The sequence below is a fragment of the Nocardia sp. NPDC050435 genome, assembly GCF_040655395.1.
Taxonomy (GTDB): domain Bacteria; phylum Actinomycetota; class Actinomycetes; order Mycobacteriales; family Mycobacteriaceae; genus Nocardia.
Genome location: NZ_JBFAJW010000016.1, coordinates 34,498 through 60,179 on the forward strand (window position 1 = coordinate 34,498; position 25,682 = coordinate 60,179).

Here is a 25,682-nt window from a genome sequence, read left to right on the forward strand (position 1 = left end):
AGCTGGAAGTTAGCTGAAAATTCGGGAGCGCGGTGAGTGTCGCGGATCGGCGGCGTCACGGCCTGGGCTCGGGGCGCTGCGGGACGGTGGGCAGCGGGGCCGACCAGTGCAGCACGGTGCCGTGCGCCCCCGCGCGTTCGACACGGAACGTGCCGCCCGCGCGTTCGGCCCGGGCGGCCAGGTTGCCCAGCCCGCTGCGGTGCGGGAGTCGCTCGGGCAGGCCGACGCCGTCGTCGCTCACCTCGATCGTGACCTCGTCGCGCACACCGAGATTCACCGTCAGCGTGGTCGCGGCGGCGTGCCGGACGGCGTTGCTCACCGCCTCGCGCAGCACGGCCTCCACGTCCTCGGACAGGGGCGGTGCGAGCACCGAGACCGGGCCGGTGAGCCGGACGATGGTGCGCAGCGTGGTTTCGGCGGTCATCTCGGCGATCACGCCGTGCAGGCGTTTGCGCAGCGTGGCCGCGTCGGCGAAGGCGCCGCCGTCCTGCAGATCGAAGATCGAGTGCCGGATGTCCTGCACGATCGCCTGGATGTCCTGGATGGTCTCGACCAGGCGGGCGCGCACCTCGGGCGCGCGCGAACGCTGCAGGCTGCCCTGGAGCGAGAGGCCCACCGCGAACAGCCGCTGGATGACGTGATCGTGCAGGTCCCGGGCGATCCGATCCCGATCGGAGAGCACGTCGAGTTCGCGCATCCGGCGCTGGGTGGTCGCCAGCTGCAGGGCCAGCGCGGCCTGGTCGGCGAACGCGGTCAGCATGGCGTGGGTCGAATCGTCCAGCGGCTGCGCGCCGGCGGGCAGCACGGTGGTGAGCGCGCCGATCACCGCCTGGCCCGCCCGCAGCGGCAGCGTGAGGGTGGGGCCGGACTTCACTGGATCCTCGAACAGCGGCAGCACCGCGGGCAGTTCGATGTCGAGCAGCTCACCGGCGAGGAAGGCCCGGCCCGACAGCGGTGCTCCGACCGCCACCCGGCGTCCGAGCAGCGCCGCGGCGCCCGTGCCCGCCGCCGCGGCGACCACCAGTTCCGCGATCTCGGACAGGTCGGGGATCTCCGGATTCTCCGGCAGCAGTACGAAAGTCGACGCCGAGCCGGTCAGGGTCAGGGTCCGCTCGGCGATCAGCTCGAGCACGTGCTGGGACTCGCCGCCGCCGAGCAGTTCGGTGGCGATCGCGCCGGTGGCCGCCAGCCACTGCTGGCGGGTACGCGACTCCTCGTAGAGGCGGGCGTTGGCGATGGCGATCCCGGCCGCGGCGGCCAGGGCCTGCACCAGCACCTCGTCGTCCTCGGTGAATTCCTGGCCGCCGGCTTTCTCGGTGAGATACAGGTTGCCGTACACCTCGTCGCCGACCTTGACCGGGACGCCGAGGAAGGTGTGCATGGGCGGGTGGTGCTCGGGAAAGCCGACCGAGGCCGGATGTGTCGAAAGATCCAGTAGCCGTATGGGTTTCGGGTCTTTCATGAGCACGCCGAGCACGCCGTGCCCGCGCGGCAGGTCGCCGATCCGCACCCGGGTGCGATCATCGATGCCCTCGTAGATGAACTCCACGAGCTGGTGGCTGTCCGGATCGGTTTCCCGCACGCCGACCGCACCGTAGGAGACGCCGACCAGCTCGATGGCGGTGTGCACGATCGAGCGCAGGGTGTTGTCCAGGTCCAGGCCCGCGGTGACCACCAGCATCGCCTCGATCAGGCGATCCATCTGGTCCCGCACGTTGACGATCTGGGCGATCCGGTCCTGTACCTCGGCCAGTAGCTCGCGCAATCGCAACTGGGTCAGTGCTTCGAAGACCGGAGCCTGCCCGCCCTGGACGGATTCGGGCACGCCATCCGTGCCCGGCATTTTCCCACGTGCGCTGGAGATGTCGGCCCCCTGTGCCGGTCAGTCGTGGATCGGATTGTTCAGCTTGGACGCCAGAACCGCCGCCTGCGTGCGGCGTTCGACGCCGAGCTTGGTGAGCAGGCGCGAGACGTAGTTCTTGACAGTCTTCTCCGCCAGGAACATGCGGGCCGAGATCTGCCGGTTGGTCAGCCCCTCGCCGAGCAGGTCGAGCAGCACGCGCTCCTGCTCGGACAGCGTGGCCAGCGGACCGCTCTCGCCCTCGGACTGCTGGCGCAGCTTCGACATCAGCGCGGCGGCGGCCCGATTGTCCAGCAGGGACTCGCCCGCGCCGACGGCGCGGATCGCGTCCACCAGTTCCAGCGTGCCGATGTCCTTGACCACGTAGCCGCGGGCTCCGGCCAGGATGGCGTCGAGCATGGCCTGCTCGTCGGTGAACGAGGTCAGGATCAGGCAGCGCAGCCCGGGGACGTGGTCGAGCAGCTCGCGGCACAGCTCGATGCCGTTGCCGTCGGGTAGTCGCACGTCGAGCACGACCACGTCGGGCCGGCTCGCCGGGATCCGGGCCAGCGCCTGGGCCACGGTGCCGGCTTCGCCGATCACCTCGAGATCGGGCTCGGCGCCGAGCAACTCCGCCACACCGCGGCGCACGATGTGGTGGTCGTCGACCAGAAAGACAGTGATCACCGGAAACTCCTCTGGGAGATGCCTTTAGGCTACGACGAGAATCGGCTGGTAGGAGTGGAATTCGCGGGCCGATCGAGGTCGGGTTTTCCCGCTGGGCGGCGCGATAATCGGTCCCCCGGGCACCTGGTCCGCTGACCGAAGTCCCGGCCGCGGGGGCCCGAGGACCCTTACCGCCGCCGTCCCGGCCTGGCACCGTAGAGCCATGGACTGCGCGCTTCCGGAAGGCGCCACGCTCGCGACCGCGCTGGGGCTGGTCGTGCGAGCCCCCACCATGCGCGCGGGCCGGCCGTGGCGGTGGCGCGTGCACGCGCGTTCCCTGGATCTGAGCTTGGACGCGGACCAGGCCGAGGCCGCCACCGAAGTCGAGCAGCGCGGGCTGATCCTGAGTTGCGGTGCCGCCCTGCATCATCTGCGGATCGCCGCGGCCGCGCTCGGCTGGGTGGCGCGGGTGCGCCGCGCGCCACGGGTCGCCGATCCGAACCACCTGGCGACGGTCGAGCTGTTGCGGCACCGGCCCACCGCGCTCGACTCCGACCTCTCCGCCGCGATCACCAGCCGGCAGAGCGACCATCGGCACTACGGCCAATGCCCGGTGCCGCACGGGTTCCGGACTCTGGTCTCCGAGCGTGTGGTGCGTCTCGGCGGCGCGGTGCACGAGGCCACCGGCGGCCCGCGTGACCAGTTGCTCGCGGCGACCGATGTCGTGGCCGGGAGCGAGACCGGCTCGCCGGACGGGGCCGAGTTCCTGGTCGTGAGCACCGCGGCGGACGATCGCGCGGCCTGGCTGGACGCGGGGGAGGCGCTCAGCGCGATGGTGCTGACCTCCACCACTGTCGGCCTGGCTTCCTGCCTGCTCGGTGACGCGCTCGAGGACGCGGTGCGGCGGGCCGATATTCGCGCCGCGGTCCTGCACGATCTGACGTTTCCGCAGGCTGTCGTCCGGGTCGGGTGGCCGCCGATTCCCCTCGCGCAATTGCCGCGGCCCGCGTAGCCGGAGCGGTTGGGGTACCGCATAATTCATGACACGACATAATGCCAAGAGCTATCTCTGAGCATCTCGGGGGTGTCGTCGCACTGTGCGCGATACTGTGTGTACAGATGTAAGAACACTTGACATGCAGGATTGAAGACGCACTCTTGCGTTCTTGCAACGGTAAGAGCATGATTCGGCTAGCGTAGTAGTCAGCTACCTATCCGATGTGCGGGAATAAACCGAATCGAGAGCCAATCATGTTGGTAGACAGAGTCTTGGTGTCGGGTGTTTTTCAGGTGACGTCATGAGCGCCCCCACGGTGGGGGCACTTCCCACGGCGCCACAATTGCTGTGTGCATTCCAGGGCAAACGTTTCCTGGATCGCGAGCTGCTGCGTTCCGCGCACGCGCTCGCGGAACTGCACGCGCGTCGCGGCCAAGTGCAGGACGCGTTTCTGGTCGCCGAAATAGACTGCCGCCGAGGCGAACTCATCGACGACATCAACGACTGGGTGACGGCGGAGATCCCGCAGCATCGCAACGGCGCGTCGCTGCACACCGAGAGCCTGGGCGCGGTGGTCGATCGCATGGCGCGCAGCTGGGTGGATGCCAACCAGGCCATCGACGCCTCCGGCCCGCGCAGCGACAATACCCATAAACACTGGTATCACCTGGCCGAACTCGTCGACGGCTACACTGATCTGGTAACCGATGTGGCCGGTGGGCGGCGTCGGTTGCCGGAACAGTGACAAGGCGACGGCAGAGATTTCGCCCCGGCGGTGACACTGCTCCAACAGCGTCACTGCCGAAAAAGGTGGCGGCTCCGGCGGATTCATCCGGCCAGTGTTTCCGTCAAGATGCGAACGCCACCGGCAATGACGGCGGGCGCAACGGGGCGCCCCGCCCGGCGTGCCGCGTGGTCGACTGGCGCGGCACGCCCGCCGCTGTTCCCGGTATTTATTCGGCAATCATGAATTTCGCCGAAGCGGCGGCCTGAATATCGATCTTGTTATGGGTGCGCAATTGTTGTAGCAATTCCGCCCAGGCCGATGTCCAACCGAAATGATCACCGCATCGGGCCACCATCGTCACCGCCGCCGACGCGGTCGCCAGGTCGGTACCGGCGGTCAGGGTCCGGGCAATGGTGAGCAGCGTGGCCGGGTCCGTGCTCCGGAGGGTCCCCGGGTGCAGGGCCTCCGCCAGCCGGGTGGCCGGATGGCCGACCAGCACGCCCTCGGCGAGCTCGGCGGCCGCCAGCAGTGGATCGAGGACGGATTCCGCTGTGTCCCAGCAAATCCCGGACAAATACAGATCGATGGCCTGCTCCCGCCACAGCGCGGCCCCGCCCAGCTCGGCGGCCAGTGCGATCGCCGCGGCGCGACTCGCCTCCGACCAGCGCGCCGCCGTACCCAGTTGCGTGGCCAACGCGGACAAGCGTTGCCGCGCGGGCAGATCGCGTTCGGGCAGCTCGACCTGTGCCGCGGCCAGCAGTCGCCGGGCCACGGTCCGCAGCGGCGCGGGATCCTCGGCAGCGGCGGCGAAGCCGATCAGCGCCTGCGCGGCCGCGCGCCAGACGCCCACTTCTCCGAGATCGCAGACCCGGTGCACCAGCGTGTCCGCCAGATCCGGCGGACTCCACCGGCTCCAGCGAGGCAGCGCCGCGAGTGCCTCGGCCGCGAGCTGCGCCTCGCTGCTCGAAGCCATTTCCATGATCAGTCCCGCGAGCCGGCGCCGGTGCTCGACCGGCAGCTGCCGGGGTTCGAACTGCAAGGCCTGACCCGCCACCGCCGGATCGGCGGCGGCTTCGGCCAGAATCGACCAGGCCGCGGGCCGGTCCAGCAGGAACTGGCACGCGAACACCGCCGCGCGGCGTACATCCCGGTGCCCGCCCGGCCGCTGCCAGACCTCCTGGATCACGGCCATCGCCTCGGGGGCGTGCAGTTCGGCGAGCAGCCGCGTGCCCTCCTTGTTCGCGGTGATCTTGGGTGAGTTCAGCAGCGGCGTCGCCGCCGCCGTGAGCCGCTCGGGCGCAATGCCTTTCGCGCAGGTGGCGATGCTGCTCACCGCCACCCGGGCGCGATCGGAGTCGACATACCCGGCGAGCACGGTCAAGGCGCGCTCGGGTTCGGCGCTGCGCCCGAGTGCGGTCAGGGCGGCCTCGGCCACCGACAGTTCGGCATGTCCGAGATAGCCCACCAGGCGGTCGAAGGAATTGGGCAGCCGGCCCAATTGCCTTACCGCCCAGTTCTTTTCCCAGGTCGCGGACTTGCGCTGGTCGACCTGCGCCGCCAGCAAGCGCGCGTACTGGTCGAGCTGACGGGCTGTCCACCCGCTGAAATCCGCCGAGAAGCTCGGGACGAAACGCACCTTCCCGGGCAGGAATCGGCCCGGCGTGGAGGCGCCGAGCACCGACTCGAGCAGATCCGTCCGGCGTGCGCCGATGAGGCGCTGCACCGGATACAGCGTGACCACCGAGCGATCCCGCTTCAGCACCGCGAGCAGGTGCTCGTCGCGGGTGCGGGGATTGTCCAGCGCGAGCCCGACGGCCTGGCGCACCACGGCGTCGCTGCTGGCGCCGCACGCGCGCAGCACCAGTCGCTGCAACTCCGGCACGTTCCAGGCCCGCTTGCCCAGGCCCGAGGCCAGATCGAGGGTGAGCGTCCAGTCGTCGCGTGCGGCGTCGTCGGACAGGCGGCGGCGCAGCGCCTCGAACAGGCGCTGCTCGGCCGCGCGCGGCAGGTTCACGTGCAGCCGATCGAGCGGCACCCGGGTGCTGTGCGCGGCAAGCATTTCCAGCAGGCGCAGCGCGGTGCCGGTGCAGGCTTCGGTGTCGTGCGCGGCCGCGCGCACGATCAGCAGCCGCGCCATCCTGGCCACGGCGTAGGTGGTGGCGTGCGAACAGTCCCGGGCTTGCAGCGCCTCCGCGCACAGCTGTTCCAGCAGCGGCAGGTGCGCCGGCCGCAGCAGGGTGGGCGGCAGCGCGGTGAGCGCCTCGAAAGCCCGGGCGCGCACCGGGTCCTGTTCGTTGCGCAACCGGCGCAGCAATTCCAGCAGGGTGCCGAGCACCTCGTGCTCGCGGCTGCCGAAAGCGGCCGTGATCAGCAGCGGGTAGGCGGTGGCGCGCTCGTCGGCGGTGGGCCGGCGGATCGCCTCGGTCAGCACGGGATGGGCGGTGTCCCAGGGCAAGCGGGCGGTGAGGCGTTCGCGCACCGCGCGCACCTCGGAGCCGCCGGGCCGGGCGAGCAGGTCGCGGGCCAGGTCGGCGCGGTCGTGCCGGGGCAGCAGGTCCAGCAGGGTCGCGTCGAACGCGCCGGGTTGCACGCCGGGACCGGCGAACACGGCACGCACGACCACCGCGCGCCGGGACGGTGCGAGGGCGCGCAGGAAGGCCGCCTGGTGGTAATGGGGGTAGACAGCGCAGAGCGCGATCAGCCGGTCGTCCGGCAGCTCGCGCAGCGCCGTCCACAGCGCCTTTCCCGTGAGGTGCGTGCCGTTGCCGGACGGGTGCAGGATCAGGGCGACGACGGCGTCCAGATCGCCGCGCGCCAGCCACCCCGCCACCGGCTGCAGCTGCCCGACCTGGGTGTACCGGATGGCGCGCGCCGCGAGCGCGAGCAGGCGGCCGGGGTGGTGCTGCGCCGCGGTCCGCGCGCATGCGCCGGCCCGCGCCCACAGTTCGCCCCACTCGGGCGCGCGGGCGGTGGCCGCACGAGCCTCGGTGTAGTCCAGAACGACCTCGAGGTGCCTGCGGCCCAGCGCGGGCCAGTCCGGGACGGCGTAGTCCAGCTCGGGCAAATACTCGGCGACCACCGCCGCGGAGCAGTAGGGCAGGACGCGCGCCGCCTCGGCGTCGCCGAAGAGCCGCCGGATGTCGTGCAGCAGCGGGTCGGCGGCGTAATCGCGGCCGGTGCGGGCCAGCGCGCGATACATCGCGCGGCGGGTGCGATGCGACATGCGCGGCAGCCGCTCGCGCAGGCTGTCGAGGTCGATCCGGGAGCGCACCAGCGCGTTGATCGCGCGGGCGGACAGTTCCGGCGCCGGCGCGTCCAACTGGTGCAGCAGGAAGTCTCGTTCGCCCGCGACCACGGCCAGGTGGATCGCGAGCGCCTGTTCGTAATGGCCGCGCTCGCGCAGCTCGGTGAGCAGTCCCGTGAGCTCGCCGGTGCCGCGCAGCCGCAGCGCGCAGGCCGCGACCGCCGCGCGGCGGCCGGGCGCGGACAGCCCTTCGATCTCCCTGAGCAGCTTGGTCGCAGTGGACGCCATCGCGCCGCAACCCCCTTCGTCGTCGCCGGGCGCGCATCCGAGGGCTCGGCCGCGGGATCCCGCACCCCCACCGGATCCGGCGGCCTCGAACGCCCTTGGGATGCTAGGCGATCCGCTCGGCGGGCGCACCGGCTTTTCGCGCGCCGCCTAGCTGCTGAGCTGGGCCTCGAAGGCGATCCGATCGCCCCGGTAGAGGGCGCGCACGCGCTCGATGGGCGCGCCGTCCTGATCGAGGCTGCGCCGGTGCAGCAGCAGCAGGGGCAGGGCGGTGCTGCATTCGAGCAGCGCCGCTTCGCGCGGCGAGGCCAGCACGGTCTCGATGCGCTCGGTGGCGTTGGTGTAGACCACGCCGGTGGCGCGCACGGCCGCGTAGAGCGAGGTGGTGGGGTCGTAGTCGGCGCGCAGTCCGGCGAAGCGCTCGCGCGGGAGGTAGGTGCTTTCCAAGCCGATGCGTTCGCCGTCGGCGAGCAGGACGCGCTCCAGATGCATGACCGGGGTGCCGGGTTCGAGGCCGAGGGCCGCGGCGGTGTCGCCGTCGGCGGGAATGTCGTCGAAGCCGACCACGATGCGGCCCGGGACCCGGCCCAGGCTGATCGCGCCCTCGGTGTAGGAGCGCAGCGACAGCGGCTGCACCATCTTCGGCTGGGACACCACCGTGCCGCGGCCCTGGCGCTGGATCCGGCCCTCGACCAGCAGGTCGCGCAGGGCTTGGCGGACGGTTTCCCGCGCCACCTCGAAGCGCACGGCCAGATCCCGCTCAGAGGGGACCGGGTCGCCCGCTTCGAGTTCGGTGAGCATCCGCTCCAGCTCGGTGCGCACCACGTAGGACTTCAACTGCCGCCCGCGCGGCGCCGAACCCGTACTCCCGCCGGGCATTTCGGCCGACGCGGGACCGGTGACCTCCGTTGCTTCCATGCCGCCAGCCTACCCGGTATTGGTCTATACCAATTGTTAACCTGGCGTTCTCGTGGGAAACACCCGTTGGTCTAGACCATTGATCACCATGGTGTTCATGCGATTGGTCATCATCGGAGGTGGAATCCTCGGCACCGCCCACGCCCTGGCCGCGATCGGCCGCGGCCACGAGGTCGTCCAGCTGGAGCGCGAACCCGAGGCGCGCGGCGCCACCGTGCGCAACTTCGGCCTGGTCTGGGTGTCCGGGCGCTCGGCCACCGAACTCGAGCTGACCCTGCGCTCGCGGGAGCTGTGGGAGGAGATCGGCGGCAAGGTGCCCGGCGTCGGCTTCCGGGCGGCCGGATCCCTGACGCTGGTGCGCACCCCGGAGGAGCTGGCTGTCGCCGAAGCGGCCGCGGCGGGACCGAGTGCGGCGGATCGCGGTTTCGAACTGCTCGATCCCGAGCGCGTGCGCGCGCTGAACCCGGCGCTGCGCGGCAAATTCCTGGCCGGACTGCACTGTTCGACCGACGCGGCAGTGGAGTCGCGGCAGGCGCTACCCGCGCTGCGCGCGTATATGACCGCCACCGGCCGCTACACCTTCCACGCCGGCACCGAAGCCCGCGCGGTCACCGACAACGGCTCCGGCGCAACGGTTCTCGACGACCAGGGCCGCCGCTTCGAGGCCGACCTGGTGCTGGACTGCCCCGGCGCCGCGCACGCCGGCCTGACCCGCGAACTCGTCGGCACGATCCCGGTGCGCCGGGTGCGCCTGCAGATGATGCAGACCGCGCCGCTGGGCGAACCGCTGACCACCGCCGTCGCCGACGGCGACAGCTTCCGCTACTACCCGGGCTTCGCCGGCCCGGAGGTGGACGCGCTCAACGCCGAGCAGTCCCAGTCCGCCACCGCCGCCGAGCACAAGATGCAGCTGCTGTGCGTGCAGCGGCTGCACGGCGGGCTCACCATCGGCGACACCCACGAATACACCGAACCGTTCGCCTTCGACGTCGACGAGGCGCCCTACGAACACCTCACCCAGGTCGCCGAGGAACTGCTGGGACGCAAACTCCCGCCGGTCGTCCGGCGCTGGGCCGGGGTGTACAGCCAGTCGGTGGATCCCGCCGCGATCGTCACCCGGGCGCGGGCGAGCGAGCGGGTCTGGGTGATCACCGGCCCCGGCGGGCGCGGCATGACCCTCGGACCCGTCCTCGGCGAACAGACCGCCGACCTACTGAACCTGTGAGGAAAGCCGTGCCGGACAACGATATTCAGCTCGCCGTCTTCGATATGGCCGGAACCACCGTCGCCGACGGCGGCCTGGTGGTGCGGGCCTTCGACGCCGCCGCGACCGCGGCCGGCCTGGACGCCGCGGGCCCGCGGCGCGAGCACGCCCGCCAGTACGTGCTCGACACCATGGGGCAGTCGAAGATCGTGGTGTTCCGTGCGCTCTTCGGAGACGAGGACACCGCCCAGCGCGCCAACGCGGCCTTCGAGCACGCCTACGACGCGCTGATCGACGAGGTCGGGGTCACCGCGATCCCCGGCGCCGTCGAAACCTTCGAGAAGCTGCGCGCGGCCGGGGTCAAGATCGCGCTGACCACCGGGTTCAGCCGGGGCACCCAGGATCGGCTGCTGAACGCGCTGGGCTGGAACGACATCGCCGATCTCACCCTGGCGCCCGCCGAGGCCGGGCGCGGCCGGCCCTACCCCGACCTGGTGCTCACCGCGCTGCTGCGACTCGAGGCCGACGCCGTCGACCGCGTCGCAGTGCTGGGCGACACCACCAGCGACATCGCGACCGGCCTGGCGGCCGGCGCGCGGATCGTCGCGGGCACGCTGACCGGCGCGCACGACGCCGAGCAGCTGCGCGCGGCCGGCGCCACCCACGTGGTGGCCTCGGTCGCCGAATTCGCCGGCCTGGTGCTGGGCGAAACCACCTGAACCTGGATCCCGGCGGTCGCCGGGACGACGGAATATCTCCACCTCCCCGAAGCGAAAGTTGTTCAACCGTGCGTACTTCCACAACGCGCCTGCTCGGCAAGGCCGCCCTGGCCCTGGCCGCCGTCTCCGCCGTCTCGCTGACCGCCGCCTGCGGCGGCACCGGCTCCAGCTCCGGCGGCGAGCAGACCGTGACCGTCTACTCCGCCGACGGACTCGACGGCTGGTACAAGACCCAATTCGAGAAGTTCGAGGCCCAGACCGGAATCGCGGTGAACGTCGTGGCGGCGGGCTCCGGCGAGGTGGTCAACCGGGTGGAGAAGGAACAGTCCAACCCGCAGGCCGATGTCGTGGTGACGCTGCCGCCGTTCATCCAGAAGGCCGACGCCGCCGGACTGCTGCAGCCGATCGGGGTCGACACCTCCGCCATCGCCGACTCGGAGAAGGACCCGAAGGGCAAGTACGTCAGCCTGGCGGGCAACTATCTCAACTTCATCGCCAACTCCGCGGTCGACAGCTCCGCGCTGACCTGGGACGACCTGCTGAAGCCGGAATACAAGGGCAAGCTGCAGTATTCGACCCCCGGCCAGGCCGGTGACGGCACCGCCGTGCTGATCCTGCTGCAGGCGCTGCGCGGCAAGGACGGCGCGCTGGAGTACCTGAAGGCGTTGCAGGCCAACAATGTCGGTCCGTCCTCCTCGACCGGCAAGCTGCAGCCCAAGGTCGACAAGGGCGAGCTGCTCATCGCCAACGGCGACGTGCAGATGAACATGGAGTCGATCAAGTCCAAGGGCTCCAAGTTCGGCATCTTCTTCCCGGCCTCCGCCGACGGCAAGAAGCACACCGTGTCGCTGCCCTACTTCATGGGTCTGGCCAAGGGCGCCCCGCACGCCGAGTCCGCCAAGAAGCTGATGGAGTACCTGCTCAGCAAGGACGTGCAGGCCACGCTCGGCCCCGACGCCTTCGCGGTCTCGGCGCGCAAGGACCTCGCGGAGGTCGTTCCCACCGGCACCGGCCCGACGCCGGCGTCGCTGATCAAGGGCGTCGAGGTGGTGCATCCGGACTGGTCCAAGGTGCTCACCGAGCTCGACGCGGACCTCGCGGCCTACCAGAAGGCCACGGGCAGCTGAGTTTTCCGAGCAGAAGGAGACCGATCTCATGAACGCCGGTGACGCGTTGACGCACTCCACAGCGACCGGGACGCGCGCGTCCGCGGTGGTCGAGCCCGCGATCGTGTTCGACCGGGTCGGGGTGCGCTACGGCTCGGGCCGCAAGTCCACCCTCGCCCTGGCCGATTTCACCCTGCGCGTCGCCGCCGGTGAGACGGTCGCCCTGCTCGGTCCGAGCGGTTCCGGCAAGTCGACCGCGCTCAAAGCCCTGGCCGGGTTCGTCCGGCCGAGCTCGGGCGCGGTCCGGCTGGCCGGCCGCGACGTCACCGATCTCTCGCCCGCCAAGCGCGGGATCGGCGTCGTCGTGCAGTCCTACGCGCTGTTCCCGCACATGACCGTGCGCGGCAATGTCGCCTTCGGGCTGAAGTCGCACCGGGTGCCGCGCCGGGAGATCGACGCGCGGGTGCGGGAGGCGCTGGCTATGGTCGGCATGGACTCCTACGCCGGCCGGCTGCCCCGCGAGCTCTCCGGCGGTCAGCAGCAGCGCGTCGCGATCGCCCGGGCCCTGGCCATCCGCCCCCGGGTGCTGCTGCTGGACGAGCCGCTCGCGGCGCTGGACGCCCAGCTGCGCCAGAGCATGCTGGGCGAGTTGCAGCAGCTGCGAAAGGCGTTGCCGGACACGGCGATGCTGTATGTGACCCACGATCAGTCCGAGGCGCTGGCGCTGGCCGACCGCATCGCGGTGATGCGGGACGCGCGGCTGGTCGACGTGGACACCGCCGAGAATCTGTGGCAGCGCCCGCCCAGCGATTTCACCGCCGCCTTCCTCGGCGGCGCGAACCTGGTGTCCTGCACCGTCAATCACCTCTCCGGCGAGGCCGCGCTGGTCACCGCCGGGCGGCACACCCTGCGCGCCAGGGCGCCGAAACCGGGTGTGGGCAAGGCCGATTGGGCTCCGGACGCGCCCGCTCTGCTCTGCGTCCGGCCGCACACGCTGTCCGTCGGGGCGACCACGGACCGGGACGCGCTGCGTGCCACGGTGCGCGCCAGCGTGTGGCGCGGGGCGTCGACGCGCCTGACGCTCGCGGTCGACGGCCTGCCGGACGAGCTGACCGCCGACGTGCCGGGCCACCTCGCCGCCGAACTGGATTCGGTGGTGGGCGTGCGCTTCCCGGATCCGGCGGGCGTGCTGATACCCACCGAGATCGGCCCGGCGGCGGAGTCGCGCGCATGAGCACCGCTGTCCTGCCGGCCCCCGTGCCCGCGGCCGACGGCGCGCCCCCGCCGGTGCGCCGCCGCTGGCGGCCGGTGCTGTGGACGCTGCCGCCGGTGCTGATCGTCCTCGCCATCGCGGTCTACCCGATCACGCGGGTCCTCGCCGAGTCGACCGTGACGCCGACCGGGCGCGGCACCTCGGTCTGGACCGGCGTGCTGTCCTCCGACGCGTTCCGGAACGCGTTGTGGCGCACCATCTCCATCGCGGTCGCCTCGACGGCCGGCTGCCTGGTGCTCGGCACCTTCCTGGCCGTGGTGCTGGCGTTCGTGCCGTTCCGCGGCTCCGCGGTGGTGGGGCGGCTGATCGATACCGTCCTGACCCTGCCCTCGTTCCTGGTGACGCTGGCCTTCACCTTTCTCTACGGCACGGCCGGCGCGGTGAACGCGCTGATCACCGAGCTGACCGGACGCCAGACCCCGCTGCTGGATTTCCTCACCACCCCGTGGGGCGTCATCGCGGCGGAGGTCACCTTCTTCACCCCGTTCGTGGTGCGGCCGCTGCTGGCCGCGTTCGCCCAGTTGCCGCGCGAACAGCTCGATGTCGCGGCCAGTCTCGGCGCGTCGCCGTGGCGGGTGCTGCGGCAGGTGGTGCTGCCCGAGGCCTGGCCCGCCCTGGCGGCCGGCGGGAGCCTGGTGCTGCTGCTGACGCTCAACGAGTTCGGCATCGTGCTGTTCACCGGCGCCAAGGGCGTGCTGACGCTGCCCGCGATGATCTACACCCGCGGCATCGTCACCTTCGACCTGCCGGGCGCGGCGGTGCTGGCCACCGTGCAGGTCGCGCTCTCGCTCACGCTGTACGCGGCCTATCGGATCGTCTTCGCGCGCTTCACCGCCCGGAAAGGACACTGACCATGCTGGTGTGGACCCGCACCGGGAAAGCCGTGGTGCTCACCGTCTTCGGGCTGGTGCTGACGATCGTGTTCCTGGCGCCGATCGCCACCGTCGTCGCGGCGGCGCTGGCCGGCAGCTGGACCGGCCCGCTGCCCTCCGATCTCGGCTTCGCCAACTTCGGCCAGGCGCTGTCCGGCGACGACGCGGCCAGCCTGTCGGTCAGCCTGCAGACCGCGCTGCTGTCCGGTGCGCTGGCGCTGGTCCTGGGCACCTGGGCGGCGCTGGCCGCGCGCGAGGCGCCCGGCTGGTGCCGGCGGCTCACCGACGCGGTGTTCCACCTGCCGGTCGCGGTGCCCTCGGTCGCCATCGGCCTCGGCGTGCTGATCGCGTTCAACGAGCGGCCGCTGCTGCTCGGCGGCACCAAATGGATTGTGGTCCTGGCGCATACGGTGCTGGTCCTGGCGTACGCGTTCAGCGCTGTCGGCGCCGCGCTGGACCGCCTCGACCCCGGCTACCGGCAGGCCGCGGAATCCCTGGGCGCGGGGCCGATCCGGGTGCTCTGCCAGGTGACGCTGCCGCTACTGCTGCCCGCCCTCGGTGCGGCGGCCGGCCTGTCGATCGCGCTGTCCATGGGTGAGCTGGGCGCGACCATCATGGTCTATCCGGCGACCTGGCGCACCCTGCCGGTCACCATCTTCGGCCAGACCGACCGCGGCGAGATCTTCACCGCCGCGGCGAGCACCAGTCTGCTGGTGCTGGTCACCCTGGTATCGCTGGTGCTGCTCGGGCGGCTGCGGGGCCGGGCCGCGCTGCGGTGAGCGCCGCCGCTCTCGCCACCGTGCTGGCGCTGGTCTCCGCGCTCATGCACGCCTGCTGGAACGCGGCCGTCAAATCCGGGACGGACCGGCTCGTCTCGATGGGCATGGTGGACGCCACGGCGCTGGTGGTCTGCGCGGCGGCGGCGCCGTTCGTGGCGCCGCCCAACTCCGAAGCCTGGATCTTCCTGGGGATTTCGACGGTGCTGAACACCGCGTTCCGGCTTTTCCTGATCAAGGCCTACCAGCTCGGCGACTTCGGGCAGATGTACCCGATCATGCGCGGGGTGCCGCCGCTGGTGGTCGCGGTGCTCTCCGTCGTGGCGCTGGGACAGTCGCTGACGCTGCTCGCGTGGACCGGGGTCGGCCTGATCTCGGTGGGGGTGATCAGCCTGGTGCTGTCGAACAAGGTGGGCGCGATCCGGGCGCTGCCGGTGAGTTACGCCGTCCTGGCCGGGCTCGCGATCGCCGGATACACCGCCTCCGACGCGGGCGGGGTGCACGCGGCGACCAGCTTGGCCGGGTACCTGGTGTACCTGTTCCTGATCGAGAGCATCCCGATCCCGGCGCTGGCCCTGGTGGTGCGCAAGCGGGAGGCGCTCACCTACGCGCGGCGCAACTGGCGGCTCGGGCTGTTCGGCGGCGTGAACGCGCTGCTGTCGTATTCGCTGATCCTGGTGGCGCTTTCGCTGGCGCCCGCCGCCAAGGTCGAGGCGCTGCGCGAGACCAGCGTGGTGCTCGCCGCCGGCATCGGGGCGCTGGTGTTCAAGGAGTCCTTCGGCCGCAGCCGGGTGCTCTGCTCGATCGTCGTGGCCGCGGGCATCGTTCTGATCAGTGTCTGAGCACGGCTACTAGGATCGACAGGTGTCCGTGCTCCCGTTGATCTTCACCGCCGGCTGGGCGAGCGGCATCAATGCCTACGCCGTCGTGCTGCTGTTCGGCCTGTTCGGCGTCACCGGCCTGGCCGACGACGTCCCGGAAGGGTTGCAGCGCACCGATGTTCTGATCGCCGCCGCCGTGCTCTTCCTGATCGAGGCGGTGGCCGACAAGATCCCGTACTTCGATTCGTTCTGGGACAGCATCCACACCGTCATCCGCCCGGCGGCGGGCGCGGTGGTCGCGGCGCTGATCGCCGGATCCGACGGCTCGCTGCCGCAATTGGCCGCGGCCGCCGTCGGCGGCACCACCGCGCTGGTCAGTCACCTGGTCAAGGCCGGGCTCCGGATGGGTGTCAACACCTCGCCGGAGCCGGCCAGCAACATCATCGTCAGCACCGCCGAGGATCTCGGGGTGGCGGGGGTGATCACGCTCGCGGTCTTCCATCCGCTGCCCGCCGCGATCATCGCCGCGATCCTGCTGGTGCTCGGCGTGCTGCTGGTGGTGTTCCTCGGAAAGCGAATCCGGCGCTCCTGGCTGCGATTCCGGCAGTGGTGGCGATCGCGCACCGCGGTCCGACCCGGATAGTCAGCGCACCTGGGGTGCGACCTTCTCGCCGAGCAGTTCGATATTACGAATCACCTTCTCGTGCGGGAGCGTTCCCACGCTGGTGTGCAGCATGAAACGATCCAGACCGAGGGTGTCACGGATATCGGCGACCTTCGCCGCGACGTAGTCCGGCGTGCCGACGAACAGCGAACCGCTCTGCGAGCGCAGCGCGTCGAACTGGTGCCGGGTCATCGGGCCCCAGCCGCGCTCGCGGCCGATCTGGCTCATGGCCGCCGCGTACGGCTCGTAGAAATCGGCCACCGCCTGCTCGTCGCTCTCGGCGATGTAGCCGTGCGCGTGCACCGCGACGGGCTGGCGCTCGTGACCACCCTCGGCCAGCGCCCGGTGGTACAGGTCCACCAGCGGCTTGAACCGGGCGGGCTCGCCGCCGATGATCGCGATGGCCAGCGGCAGGCCGAGCAGGCCGGCCCGGACCACGGATTCCGGGCTGCCGCCCACGGCGATCCAGACCGGCAGCGGGCGATCCTCGGTACGCGGGTAGACGATCGCCTCGCGCAGCGCCGGCCGGAACTTGCCGGACCAGGTGACCGGGCCCTCCTCGCGCAGGTGCAGCAGCAGCGCCAGCTTCTCCTCGAAGAGCTCGTCGTAATCGGACAGGTCGTACCCGAACAGCGGGAACGACTCGGTGAAGGAGCCGCGTCCGGCCATCAATTCGGCGCGGCCGTTGGACAGGCCGTCCAGCGTCGCGAAGTCCTGGTAGGCCCGGACCGGGTCGGCCGAGCTCAGCACGGTGACGGCGCTGGTCAGCTGGATGCGCTCGGTGCGCGCGGCGATGGCGGCCAGCACCACGGCGGGCGCGGAGGCCGCGAAGTCCTGGCGGTGATGCTCGCCGACGCCGTAGACGTCCAGGCCGACCCGTTCGGTGGCCACGGCCTCCTCGACCACCTCGCGCAGGCGCTGCCCGGCGCTCGGTGCGGGCCGGTCGCCGACCGGCATGACCTCGGCGAATGTCGTCATTCCCAATTCCACGGCGGGGTCCTTGTCTGTTGCGGAGGGAGCTTCTCTGACGGCTGAAACGGACCTCGGTCCGGATGTATTCCCCGAGGGGAGCGGCGGGCCCCGCGCCGGATAGGCTGGTGGCATGGCAGTTCGCACCCGCAAACCCCTCGTCCCCGGAACGCAGTCGCCCATTCGTGAGGTGCCCCGCGCCATCGAGCGGCCCGAATACGCGTGGAAGAAGACGGTGAACGAGGGCCACGAACCCTGGGTGCAGACCCCGGAGACGATCGAGAAGATGCGGGTCGCGGGCAAGATCGCGGCGCAGGCGCTGGCCGAGGCCGGTAAGGCCGTGGCACCGGGCGTCACCACCGACGAACTGGACCGGATCGCGCACGAGTACATGTGCGACCACGGGGCCTACCCCTCCACGCTGGGCTACAAGGGCTTCCCGAAATCCTGCTGCACCTCGCTGAACGAGGTTATCTGCCACGGCATTCCGGACTCCACGGTGATCGAGGACGGTGACATCGTCAATATCGACGTCACCGCCTACATCGACGGCGTGCACGGCGACACCAACCGCACCTACCTCGCCGGCGATGTCGACGAAGAGGTGCGGCTGCTGGTCGAGCGCACCGAGGAGGCCACCACGCGGGCCATCAAGGCGGTGCGACCCGGGCGTGCGCTGAACGTGATCGGCCGCGTCATCGAGTCCTACGCCAACCGCTTCGGCTACGGCGTGGTGCGCGATTTCACCGGCCACGGCGTCGGCCCCACCTTCCACAGCGGCCTGGTCATCCTGCACTACGACCAGCCCGCCGTCGATTCGATCATCGAAGAGGGCATGACCTTCACCATCGAGCCGATGATCAACCTCGGCGGCATCGAGTACGACATCTGGGACGACGGCTGGACCGTGGTCACCAAGGACCGCAAGTGGACCGCCCAGTTCGAGCACACCCTGGTGGTCACCGCGACCGGCGCGGAAATCCTCACCCTGCCGTGAGCGCCGCGTGCTGAGGGGCGCGCTGCTGGTCGCCGGAACCACCTCGGACGCGGGCAAAAGCGTTGTGGTGGCCGGGTTCTGCCGGATGCTGGCACGGCGCGGGGTGCGCGTCGCGCCGTTCAAGGCGCAGAACATGTCCAACAACTCGGTGGTCACGCTGGACGGCGGGGAGATCGGCCGGGCCCAGGCGTTGCAGGCCCGGGCCTGCGGGCTGGAGCCGAGCGTGCGCTTCAATCCGGTGCTGCTGAAACCCGGCAGCGATCGGCGCTCGCAGCTCGTGGTGCGCGGCCAGGCGATCGGGACCGTCGGCGCGCGCGATTACTTCCAGCATCGGCGGGATCTGCGCGAGGTCGTCGCGGCGGAACTGGCGTCGCTGCGCGCGGAGTTCGACGTGGTGATCTGTGAGGGGGCCGGGTCGCCCGCCGAGATCAACCTGCGGGCCACCGATCTGGCGAACATGGGCCTGGCCCGGGCGGCACGGCTGCCCGTCGTGGTGGTCGGCGACATCGACCGCGGCGGCGTGCTGGCGCACCTGTTCGGCACCCTGGCGGTGCTGGAACCCGAAGACCAGCAACTGATCTCGGGCTTCGTCGTCAACAAGTTCCGCGGCGACGTCGAGCTGCTGAAGCCGGGGCTGGACCGGCTCACCGAGCTCACCGGGCGGCCCACCCTCGGCGTGCTGCCGTATGCCGAGGAGCTGTGGATCGACGCAGAGGATTCGCTGAGCACCCTGGCCGACGCGCCGGTCGGGCGGCCGCGCCCCCCGCTGGGCTCGGAGTGGCTCACCGTGGCCGCGGTCCGGCTGCCGCGCATCTCCAATTCCACCGATATCGAGGCGCTGGCCTGCGAACCCGGCGTCGCGGTGCGCTGGGTGAGCGAGGCTTCCCGGCTCGCCGACGCCGACCTGGTCGTCGTCCCCGGCAGCAAGGCGACCGTGTCGGATCTGGAGTGGCTGCGCCGCAACGGTATCGGCGACGCGCTGCGGGCCCGCGCCGCCGCGGGACGCCCGGTGCTCGGCATCTGCGGCGGGTATCAGATGCTCGGCAGGCGGATCGTGGACACGGTCGAATCGGGCGCGGGTCCGGTCGAGGGGCTGGGCCTGCTCGACCTGGACGTCGAATTCGCCGAGGCCAAGGTGTTGCGCCAGGTCGACGGGCACGCCATCGCGAGCTCGGAGGGTGGGGCCGCCTCGATTCCGGTGCGCGGCTACGAGATTCACCACGGTCGCGTCACCCGCAACGACGACCCCGCCTGGCTCCGGCTCGCCGGCGAACCCGAGGGCAGCGTCCGCGGCGCGGTCTGGGGCACGCACCTGCACGGCCTGCTCGAATCCGACGACTTCCGCCGCGCCTGGCTCACCGAGATCGCCGCCGCGGCCGGGCGCACGGGCTTCCGCGCCGCCGCGGACACCTCGGTCGACCGGATCCGCACGGCCCAGCTCGACCTCCTCGCCGACCTGATCGAAGACCACCTCGACTTGGCCGCCGTGGAGAAACTGCTCGCCGAGGGTGCGCCGACCGGCCTGCCCACCGTGCGCAGTGCGCTGACCTAGTGTCGTCGCTGCTGTCGGCCCGGTGAGCGGGGCCGGCGGAGTGTGGTGACCGGCACGGGTGAGATACGACGCGCGGACACGTTCATATCGGCGGTGTAGCGTTCCACGGCATGAAATCTCGGCAAATCGCGGTGGGGGACCGGGAATGGACCGTGCGGGTCGACGGCCCGGAGTCTCGGCACAGCGTGCTGCTGCTGCCGGACGCCGGTGACCCGGCGGACGTTTTCGATCAGGTGTGTGCCCGGCTGCACAATTCCGATCTGCGGACCATCGCGGTGGAATCCGTCGACGGCCTGGACTCGGCGGCGATCCACGCGATCCTCGACGAGCTCGGCGTGCCCTACACCCACGTCGCCGGGCGCGGCGCGGGCGCGCTGCTGGCCTGGCGGCTGTGCGCGGGGACGTTCGGGCGGTTCATCAGCCTGGTGGTCGCCGACCACGGGCATCCGGCCGTGCCCGGCCCGGACGGCGAGATCGCCGATCCGGACTGCCGCCCGATGGAACTGCCCGTGACGGTGGTCGCCACCAAGCGGCTGCCGCGCGGTGTCGCCGACACCTCCGGCCGCTACATCTACGGCGAATTCCGGGTGGTCCAGGTCGACGTCGACAACGTGGCCACCGAGGCCGACCACGAGCTGGCCACCGAGATCGTGCTGCGCACCAGCCTCTGGTGACCTACATCGCACGCTCGTCGTGCTCGTTCGCGTAAAACACCGCGCCGCTTTATTGTTCGATGGCGCGAGCACCGCGCGGACGTGAGATGAGGTACCGATGCGGGGGTGGTGGGGCGCGTCGGCGCTCGTGGCGGCCATGGCGCTGGGGACGGGTTGCACCGATGTCGTGGCGGGCAGCCCGGCCGCGGAACCGGCGGCGCTGGCACCGATCGTCGTCACCGATTACGGTCTGAAACTGACCGTCCGCGAGGCCGCCGACGTGCGCGCCGCCGCGGTACTGCGCACCCTCGAACCCTGCGGCTTCGTCAGCCGCGCCGAGCTGGCCGCCTACGGCCGCGTGGTGCAGGTCGCGCCCGAGCGGGGCCCGGAGCGGTGCAAGGTGCTGCTCTACACCGACAGTCGCCGCGCGCCGGGCGTGACGCTCGAACTGGGCGCGAGCAAACCGGTCGACGCCGCGGATTTCCCGGTGGCAGGCGGCACCGTGTTGCGCCAGCCGACCGCACTGGAATCGGGCTGCGCGCTGGTCGTGCCGGTCGCGCTGCCCGCCGCCGGGGCGGGCGACCCCACCGCCGAGACCTTCACCGACTACGTCCGCGTGGTCACCGCCGGTTTCGAGGGTGACGGCTGTGCCCCGGCCGCCACCGTCGCCGCGCGGGTGCTCGCCGCGGTGCGCGAGCACAAGCTACCGCTGCGCCGCTACGCCGCCGTGGCGCTGCCGGGCGGCGACTACGACCCGTGCGGCGTGATCACGCACCCGCCCGCGGGCTGGAGGGTCCTGCGCCTGGGATCGGTGACCGGACCCTACGAGTGCACGTTCTACGCGCGCGGCGCGGACAACGCCGAGGAGTACGTGTCCGTCCGCTTCGAGGTGGAGCGGACCGACAGGGTCGCCACCCACCCGCCGGTCGAGCTGAACGGGCGCGCGGCGACCAGGTTCTGCTCGGGGATCGCGATACCGGACGCACCCGAGCGCTGCTCCATCGATATCACCCTGGACGGGCACTACGACGGCAATGTGCCCGATACCCCGCTGGGCGAGCCGCTGCGCGGCGCGGGCACGGTGCGCGGCACCCTCAGCGTGTACGGCAACCGGGCCATCGTCGAGCAGTGGGCGGCCGCCGCCGCGGCGCTCTACCCCTGAGCGCCGCCGGACTTGCGCTGGTACTCCGTCAGCCAGTCCAGCCAGTTGTCGAGCTCGGTGAACGCCTGCGCCAGCGGTTCGGCCGAGGACAGGAAGACGTCGTGGCGGGCGCCGTCGATCGGCACGATATTGGTGCGGTCGCCGAGGCAGCCCGCCCAGCGCTGGATCTGGCGCACGTCGAGCACCGCGTCGGCGACGTCGACGTCCGGCCCGTACTTGCGCGCGAACTTCGTCAGCCGGGACCGCAGGATCAGCGAGGGCACGCCGACGTCGAGCCCGCGCTGCAACTGCGCGTGCCCGGTGCGGATCGCGCGCAGCCAGCCGAGGCGGACCGGGAAACCGGCCAGCGGCTTCCAGTCCAGGTTGTAATCCCACTCGCCCGCGACGGAATTGTGCAGGCTGTCGCCGTAGCTGCTGATCTTGGCGGCGGGCAGCTCGACCATCGAGCGGAAGCGCCCGATCGCCTTGATGATCGGCGTGCCGACGGTGCGGTAGTAGGACGGGCCCTGTAAGTCGAACCACGGGCTGTTGAGCACCAGCCCGGTGATGCCGGCCGCCGTGACGCCGGTGGACTTGTTGAGCCGGTGCAGCCACAGCGGCGTGATCAGCCCGCCGGTGGAGTGCGCGACCACCAGCACCGGCGCGCCCGTCTCCTCCTTCACGATGCGCAGCGCCTCGTTCAGCTCCGCGTCGTAGAGGGCCAGATCGGTGACGAAATGCGGTGTCTGCCCGTCGCGCAGCGAGCGGCCGCACTTGCGCAGATCCAGCGCGTAGAAGCGGTGCCCGCGCTGGGCGAAGTGCTCGGCCAGGTGCTGCTGGAAGAAATAGTCGGTGAAGCCGTGCACGTAGAGCACGGTGGCTTCGGTGGCGGGTGCGCCGGTGCCGGGGGTGTAGCGGATGAGCGTCGCCACCGCCTCGCCCTCGCCGTCCGGGTCCGGACCGAGCGGCAGGGTGCGCTGCTCGTAGCCCGCGCCGAGCACGTCGGGCTGCCAGGCCTGGGAAGTGATGTCGGACACGCTGACCGAGGATTTATCCGTCACGAGACCCAATCTATGCCAGGTGGGGCGTGGATCGAAGGTCGGTGGGTACGACTTTATCTATGTCACATTCGTCAGGTTCGTTGCAGGTATTCGGGGCGGTGAGGTGCACAATCGGGGGAGGTGACTCAGGGGTAACCTTCTGTTCACCTAGCGCCCGTGCCCACGCGCCCGCCCTCACCGGTGGGTTGCGAGACGTGACAAGGAAGTCGATCAACCGTGCCGAACGCTGCCATGACTGAAAAGACCGATGTTGTCCTCATCGGTGCCGGCATCATGAGTGCCACCCTCGGCGCGCTGCTGCGCCAGCTGCAGCCGGACTGGTCGATCTCGATGTTCGAGCGCCTGGACGCCGCCGCGGCCGAGAGCAGCGACCCGTGGAACAACGCCGGCACCGGGCACTCCGCGCTGTGCGAGCTGAACTACAGCCCGCAGACCGCGGACGGCTCGGTCGACGTCACCAAGGCCATCGACATCAACGAGCGCTTCCAGGTGTCGCGGCAGTTCTGGGCCTACGGCGTCGAGAACGGCATCCTCGGCGACCCGTCGCGTTTCATCAACCCGATCCCGCACGTCAGCTTCGTGCACGGCCAGGACGACGTGCAGTACCTGCGCAAGCGCTACGAGGCGCTGGCCGGTCACCCGCTGTTCGCGGGCATGGAGTACATCGACAGCCCGGAGGAGTTCACGCGGCGACTACCGCTGATGGCGCGCGGCCGCGACTTCTCCGATCCGGTCGCGCTGAACTGGACCGAGGCGGGCACCGACATCGACTTCGGTTCGCTCACCAAGGAATTGCTGGCCTACCTGGGCAGCACCGGCGCGGACATCGCGTTCGGCCACGAGGTGCGCAACCTGTCCAAGCAGGCCGACGGCAGCTGGCTGGTGAAGGTCGAGAACTTGCGGACCGGCAAGGCGCGCACCGTCAACGCCAAGTTCGTGTTCGTCGGCGCGGGCGGCGGCGCGCTGCCGCTGCTGCAGAAGTCCGGCATCAAGGAGATCGGCGGCTTCGCCGGTTTCCCGGTCAGCGGCCAGTTCCTGCGCTGCACCAACCCGGGGCTGATCGCCAAGCACGAGGCCAAGGTGTACGGCAAGGCCGCGGTCGGCGCGCCGCCGATGTCGGTGCCGCACTTGGACACTCGGGTCATCAACGGCGAGGCGGGCCTGCTGTTCGGTCCCTACGCGGGCTGGACGCCGAAGTTCCTCAAGGACGGCTCCAACGCCGACCTGTTCAAGTCGATCCGCCCGGGCAACCTCGCGCCGATGCTCGGCGTCGGCCTGACCGAGCTGTCGCTGGTCAAGTACCTGGTCAGTGAGCTGCTGAAGTCGCAGTCCGGCAAGGTCTACACGATGGAGGAGTTCATCCCGCGCGCCGAGGGCCGGGATTGGGAGCTGATCACCGCGGGCCAGCGGGTGCAGATCATCCGCCGCAAGGGCGCGGGCGGCGTGCTGGAACTCGGCACCGCCGTCATCGCGGCCGAGGACGGTTCCATCGCGGGCCTGCTCGGCGCTTCGCCGGGCGCCTCGACCTGTGTCACCGCGATGCTCGACGTGCTGCAGCGCTGCTTCCCGCGCGAGTACGCGGAGTGGACGCCGAAGCTGCAGAACATGGTGCCCTCGCTGGGCGTGAAGCTCTCGGAGAACACCTCGCTGTTCGACGAGGTCTGGGACTGGACCTCCAAGACGCTGAACCTGAGCTCCGCCAAGCACGCCGCGGTGTGAGTTTCCGGCCCGCCGGGCGAGCGAATTCGGTGTAGTCGCTCGCGCCGGCGGTCCGCGCGTGGTAGCAAGATGCGATGATGTCAACGGTTGTTCTCAAGCGGTCATGGGCCCAGGATCTCGACACCGCCACCCTCTACCAGCTGTTGAAACTTCGCGTCGAAGTCTTTGTCGTGGAGCAGAAGTGCGCCTACCCGGAGCTGGACGGTCTCGACCTGCTGCCCGAGACGCGGCACTTCTGGCTCGACGACGAAGGTGATGTCGTCGCCACCGCGCGGCTGTCCGAGGAGCACAACGACGGGGTGAAGTCGTTCCGCATCGGGCGGGTCTGCACCGAGAAGGCGGCGCGCGGGCACGGTTACGCGGCCCGGCTGGTCAAAGCCGCCGTCGCCGAGGCGGGTTCGGATCCGATCCGCCTCAACGCCCAGAGCTACCTGGTGGAGATGTACACCAGGCTCGGCTTCCAGGTCGACGGCGAGGAGTTCCTCGACGACGGCATTCCGCACGTCCCGATGCGCAAGGGCTGAGCGCGCCCGGCTCAGCGCAGGAAATCGCGCAGCAGCGGGATCGTCGCCGCCGGGCAGTCCTCGTGCACGGTGTGGCCGCAGCCCGGCAGGACGGTCGCCGTCGCGCCGGGGATGCGGGCGGCCAGGCGGCCGGCCTGGGTGGGCGGCAGCCAGGAGTCCGCGCCGCCCCACAGCACCAGGGTCGGCGCGGTCACCCGGGCGAGCCCGGCATCGGTCCGGCGATAGTCCAGGTTGCGCCACAGGGCGAGGAAGCCGTCGCGGTTGGCGGGGCGGGAGAACGGCGCGTAGCCCTCGTCGATCATCTCCTCGGTGACCAGCTCCCGGTGCGCGAAGGTGCCGCGGACGCTGTCGGCGAAGAAGGCCCGGTCGGTCAGCTTGGTGGCCAGTTCGCCGAGCAGCGGCGTGCGGAAAACCGGTGTGATGGGCGCTTTTTCGGCGTCCAGGCCGGGCGCGTCCAGCAGCGCCAGGCGCGTCACCCGCTCCGGGTGCTGTTCGGCGAAGTACAGGCTCCACGCGCCGCCCCAGGAATGCCCGGCCAGCGCCGTGCGCTCCAGGCCGACCGCGTCGAGGAAGGCGGCCAGGGCGTCCGCCATGGCGGGCAGGTCGTAGGCGAAGTCCTCGCGGTGCAGTTCGGTGTAGCCCTGGCTCGGCAGGTCCACCGCGTACACCGTGTGCTCGCGGGCCAGCTCGGGCACGACGTCGCGCCAGGAGTAACCCCACAGCGCGCCGCCCGCCATCAACACCACCGGTGAACCGCTGCCCTGCACGGTGTAGTGGAAGCGGGCCAGATCGGTCTCGGCGAACCGGGATTCGACCCGCGTCAGATACTGCGAGCGATACTCCGAGGCCGGCGCCTCCCAGGCGTAGGCGACCGGCACCGCCAGCGCGAGCAGCAGACCGAGGGTGGCGAGCAGCGCGAGGCCGATGCGCCGGAACCAGGTCCTGGATTTCATG

Annotated in this window: 23 protein-coding genes; 16 read left to right on the forward strand and 7 right to left on the reverse strand. The window is 70.8% G+C overall.

The annotated features are described in order from the left end of the window. Positions 1-55: 55 nt before the first annotated feature. Together AB0I43_RS36930 and AB0I43_RS36935 are read right to left on the reverse strand one after the other, a co-directional pair. The gene (locus AB0I43_RS36930; protein WP_357433528.1) at positions 56-1,843 is read right to left on the reverse strand and encodes a GAF domain-containing sensor histidine kinase; all 1,788 of its coding nucleotides are present in this window, start codon (positions 1,841-1,843) and stop codon (positions 56-58) included. 39 nt (positions 1,844-1,882) lie between these two features. Then, positions 1,883-2,527, reverse strand: a complete 645-nt coding sequence (locus AB0I43_RS36935) for a response regulator transcription factor (protein ID WP_357433529.1) — start codon at positions 2,525-2,527, stop codon at positions 1,883-1,885. A gap of 202 nt (positions 2,528-2,729) precedes the next feature. On the opposite strand from AB0I43_RS36935, the gene AB0I43_RS36940 reads away from it, so the two are divergent. Both AB0I43_RS36940 and AB0I43_RS36945 read left to right on the forward strand, forming a co-directional pair. Next, positions 2,730-3,518, forward strand: coding sequence for an NAD(P)H nitroreductase (locus AB0I43_RS36940; RefSeq protein ID WP_356978923.1), 789 nt, complete (start codon positions 2,730-2,732; stop codon positions 3,516-3,518). A 370-nt stretch (positions 3,519-3,888) separates the two neighbouring features. Next, a complete protein-coding gene (locus tag AB0I43_RS36945) occupies positions 3,889-4,248 on the forward strand; it encodes a DUF4254 domain-containing protein (protein WP_356979102.1) in 360 nt (119 codons plus the stop codon). 208 nt (positions 4,249-4,456) lie between these two features. Here the strand turns inward: AB0I43_RS36945 and AB0I43_RS36950 are convergent, their stop codons facing one another. After that, positions 4,457-7,762, reverse strand: a complete 3,306-nt coding sequence (locus tag AB0I43_RS36950; protein WP_357433531.1) for a hypothetical protein — start codon at positions 7,760-7,762, stop codon at positions 4,457-4,459. A 147-nt stretch (positions 7,763-7,909) separates the two neighbouring features. Further along, on the reverse strand, positions 7,910-8,638 hold the full coding sequence (locus tag AB0I43_RS36955; protein ID WP_356979104.1) for a GntR family transcriptional regulator: 729 nt from the start codon (positions 8,636-8,638) through the stop codon (positions 7,910-7,912). 136 nt (positions 8,639-8,774) lie between these two features. On the opposite strand from AB0I43_RS36955, the gene AB0I43_RS36960 reads away from it, so the two are divergent. From AB0I43_RS36960 to AB0I43_RS36995, 8 genes are all read left to right on the forward strand, one after another. Then, positions 8,775-9,902 carry a TIGR03364 family FAD-dependent oxidoreductase gene (locus tag AB0I43_RS36960; RefSeq protein WP_357433533.1) on the forward strand — a complete coding sequence of 376 codons (1,128 nt, stop codon included), beginning with the start codon at positions 8,775-8,777 and terminating at the stop codon, positions 9,900-9,902. An 8-nt stretch (positions 9,903-9,910) separates the two neighbouring features. Continuing rightward, positions 9,911-10,600, forward strand: a complete 690-nt coding sequence (locus AB0I43_RS36965; protein WP_357433535.1) for a phosphonatase-like hydrolase — start codon at positions 9,911-9,913, stop codon at positions 10,598-10,600. Between the two features lie 68 nt (positions 10,601-10,668). Continuing rightward, a complete protein-coding gene (locus AB0I43_RS36970; protein ID WP_357433537.1) occupies positions 10,669-11,727 on the forward strand; it encodes a 2-aminoethylphosphonate ABC transporter substrate-binding protein in 1,059 nt (352 codons plus the stop codon). 28 nt (positions 11,728-11,755) lie between these two features. Then, entirely contained in the window at positions 11,756-12,940 is a 1,185-nt protein-coding gene (locus AB0I43_RS36975; protein ID WP_356978932.1) for an ABC transporter ATP-binding protein, read from the forward strand. Continuing rightward, entirely contained in the window at positions 12,937-13,830 is an 894-nt protein-coding gene (locus tag AB0I43_RS36980; RefSeq protein ID WP_357433539.1) for a 2-aminoethylphosphonate ABC transporter permease subunit, read from the forward strand. Before AB0I43_RS36975 ends, AB0I43_RS36980 begins: the two co-directional genes overlap by 4 nt. 2 nt (positions 13,831-13,832) lie before the next feature. Then, positions 13,833-14,630, forward strand: a complete 798-nt coding sequence (locus AB0I43_RS36985) for an ABC transporter permease subunit (protein WP_356978936.1) — start codon at positions 13,833-13,835, stop codon at positions 14,628-14,630. After that, positions 14,627-15,469 (forward strand): EamA family transporter, encoded by an 843-nt coding sequence (locus tag AB0I43_RS36990; protein ID WP_356978938.1) that lies wholly within the window; start codon positions 14,627-14,629, stop codon positions 15,467-15,469. The genes AB0I43_RS36985 and AB0I43_RS36990 overlap by 4 nt, the downstream gene beginning before the upstream one ends. A gap of 22 nt (positions 15,470-15,491) precedes the next feature. Continuing rightward, positions 15,492-16,091, forward strand: coding sequence for a DUF4126 domain-containing protein (locus AB0I43_RS36995; RefSeq protein WP_356978939.1), 600 nt, complete (start codon positions 15,492-15,494; stop codon positions 16,089-16,091). On the opposite strand, the gene AB0I43_RS37000 is transcribed toward AB0I43_RS36995, so the two are convergent. Then, positions 16,092-17,102, reverse strand: coding sequence for an LLM class flavin-dependent oxidoreductase (locus tag AB0I43_RS37000; RefSeq protein ID WP_357433541.1), 1,011 nt, complete (start codon positions 17,100-17,102; stop codon positions 16,092-16,094). Positions 17,103-17,214: 112 nt separating this feature from the next. Between AB0I43_RS37000 and map the strand changes: the two genes are divergently transcribed. The 4 genes from map to AB0I43_RS37020 all read left to right on the forward strand — a co-directional run bounded on the left by map (position 17,215) and on the right by AB0I43_RS37020 (position 21,445). Beyond that, positions 17,215-18,078, forward strand: coding sequence for a type I methionyl aminopeptidase (gene map, locus AB0I43_RS37005; protein ID WP_357433543.1), 864 nt, complete (start codon positions 17,215-17,217; stop codon positions 18,076-18,078). 10 nt (positions 18,079-18,088) lie between these two features. Further along, entirely contained in the window at positions 18,089-19,630 is a 1,542-nt protein-coding gene (locus AB0I43_RS37010) for a cobyric acid synthase (protein WP_357433564.1), read from the forward strand. 110 nt (positions 19,631-19,740) lie between these two features. Continuing rightward, positions 19,741-20,304 (forward strand): alpha/beta hydrolase, encoded by a 564-nt coding sequence (locus AB0I43_RS37015; RefSeq protein ID WP_356978944.1) that lies wholly within the window; start codon positions 19,741-19,743, stop codon positions 20,302-20,304. A 97-nt stretch (positions 20,305-20,401) separates the two neighbouring features. Next, positions 20,402-21,445 carry a hypothetical protein gene (locus AB0I43_RS37020; RefSeq protein WP_357433545.1) on the forward strand — a complete coding sequence of 348 codons (1,044 nt, stop codon included), beginning with the start codon at positions 20,402-20,404 and terminating at the stop codon, positions 21,443-21,445. Here AB0I43_RS37020 and AB0I43_RS37025 read toward each other — a convergent pair. After that, positions 21,436-22,485 carry an alpha/beta hydrolase gene (locus AB0I43_RS37025; RefSeq protein ID WP_357433547.1) on the reverse strand — a complete coding sequence of 350 codons (1,050 nt, stop codon included), beginning with the start codon at positions 22,483-22,485 and terminating at the stop codon, positions 21,436-21,438. The two genes, AB0I43_RS37020 and AB0I43_RS37025, sit on opposite strands and share 10 nt — an antisense overlap. A gap of 216 nt (positions 22,486-22,701) precedes the next feature. On the opposite strand from AB0I43_RS37025, the gene mqo reads away from it, so the two are divergent. Then, a complete protein-coding gene (gene mqo, locus AB0I43_RS37030) occupies positions 22,702-24,204 on the forward strand; it encodes a malate dehydrogenase (quinone) (RefSeq protein WP_357433548.1) in 1,503 nt (500 codons plus the stop codon). Positions 24,205-24,278: 74 nt separating this feature from the next. Further along, positions 24,279-24,728: a GNAT family N-acetyltransferase gene (locus tag AB0I43_RS37035; RefSeq protein WP_356978950.1), complete on the forward strand. Its 450-nt coding sequence runs from the start codon at positions 24,279-24,281 to the stop codon at positions 24,726-24,728. Between the two features lie 11 nt (positions 24,729-24,739). Here the strand turns inward: AB0I43_RS37035 and AB0I43_RS37040 are convergent, their stop codons facing one another. Further along, on the reverse strand, positions 24,740-25,681 hold the full coding sequence (locus AB0I43_RS37040) for an alpha/beta hydrolase (protein ID WP_357433550.1): 942 nt from the start codon (positions 25,679-25,681) through the stop codon (positions 24,740-24,742). Between the last annotated feature and the right edge of the window lies 1 nt (position 25,682).

What these genes read in the sequence shown, in the direction of transcription:
- AB0I43_RS36930 (WP_357433528.1), bottom strand. Translation starts at nt 1,843, where the DNA reads ATGCCGGGCACGGATGGCGTGCCCGAATCCGTCCAGGGCGGGCAGGCT.
- AB0I43_RS36940 (WP_356978923.1), top strand. Translation starts at nt 2,730, where the DNA reads ATGGACTGCGCGCTTCCGGAAGGCGCCACGCTCGCGACCGCGCTGGGG.
- AB0I43_RS36950 (WP_357433531.1), bottom strand. Translation starts at nt 7,762, where the DNA reads ATGGCGTCCACTGCGACCAAGCTGCTCAGGGAGATCGAAGGGCTGTCC.
- AB0I43_RS36955 (WP_356979104.1), bottom strand. Translation starts at nt 8,638, where the DNA reads ATGCCCGGCGGGAGTACGGGTTCGGCGCCGCGCGGGCGGCAGTTGAAG.
- AB0I43_RS36960 (WP_357433533.1), top strand. Translation starts at nt 8,775, where the DNA reads ATGCGATTGGTCATCATCGGAGGTGGAATCCTCGGCACCGCCCACGCC.
- AB0I43_RS36975 (WP_356978932.1), top strand. Translation starts at nt 11,756, where the DNA reads ATGAACGCCGGTGACGCGTTGACGCACTCCACAGCGACCGGGACGCGC.
- AB0I43_RS36980 (WP_357433539.1), top strand. Translation starts at nt 12,937, where the DNA reads ATGAGCACCGCTGTCCTGCCGGCCCCCGTGCCCGCGGCCGACGGCGCG.
- AB0I43_RS36985 (WP_356978936.1), top strand. Translation starts at nt 13,833, where the DNA reads ATGCTGGTGTGGACCCGCACCGGGAAAGCCGTGGTGCTCACCGTCTTC.
- map (WP_357433543.1), top strand. Translation starts at nt 17,215, where the DNA reads ATGGCAGTTCGCACCCGCAAACCCCTCGTCCCCGGAACGCAGTCGCCC.
- AB0I43_RS37015 (WP_356978944.1), top strand. Translation starts at nt 19,741, where the DNA reads ATGAAATCTCGGCAAATCGCGGTGGGGGACCGGGAATGGACCGTGCGG.
- AB0I43_RS37020 (WP_357433545.1), top strand. Translation starts at nt 20,402, where the DNA reads ATGCGGGGGTGGTGGGGCGCGTCGGCGCTCGTGGCGGCCATGGCGCTG.
- AB0I43_RS37035 (WP_356978950.1), top strand. Translation starts at nt 24,279, where the DNA reads ATGATGTCAACGGTTGTTCTCAAGCGGTCATGGGCCCAGGATCTCGAC.
- AB0I43_RS37040 (WP_357433550.1), bottom strand. Translation starts at nt 25,681, where the DNA reads ATGAAATCCAGGACCTGGTTCCGGCGCATCGGCCTCGCGCTGCTCGCC.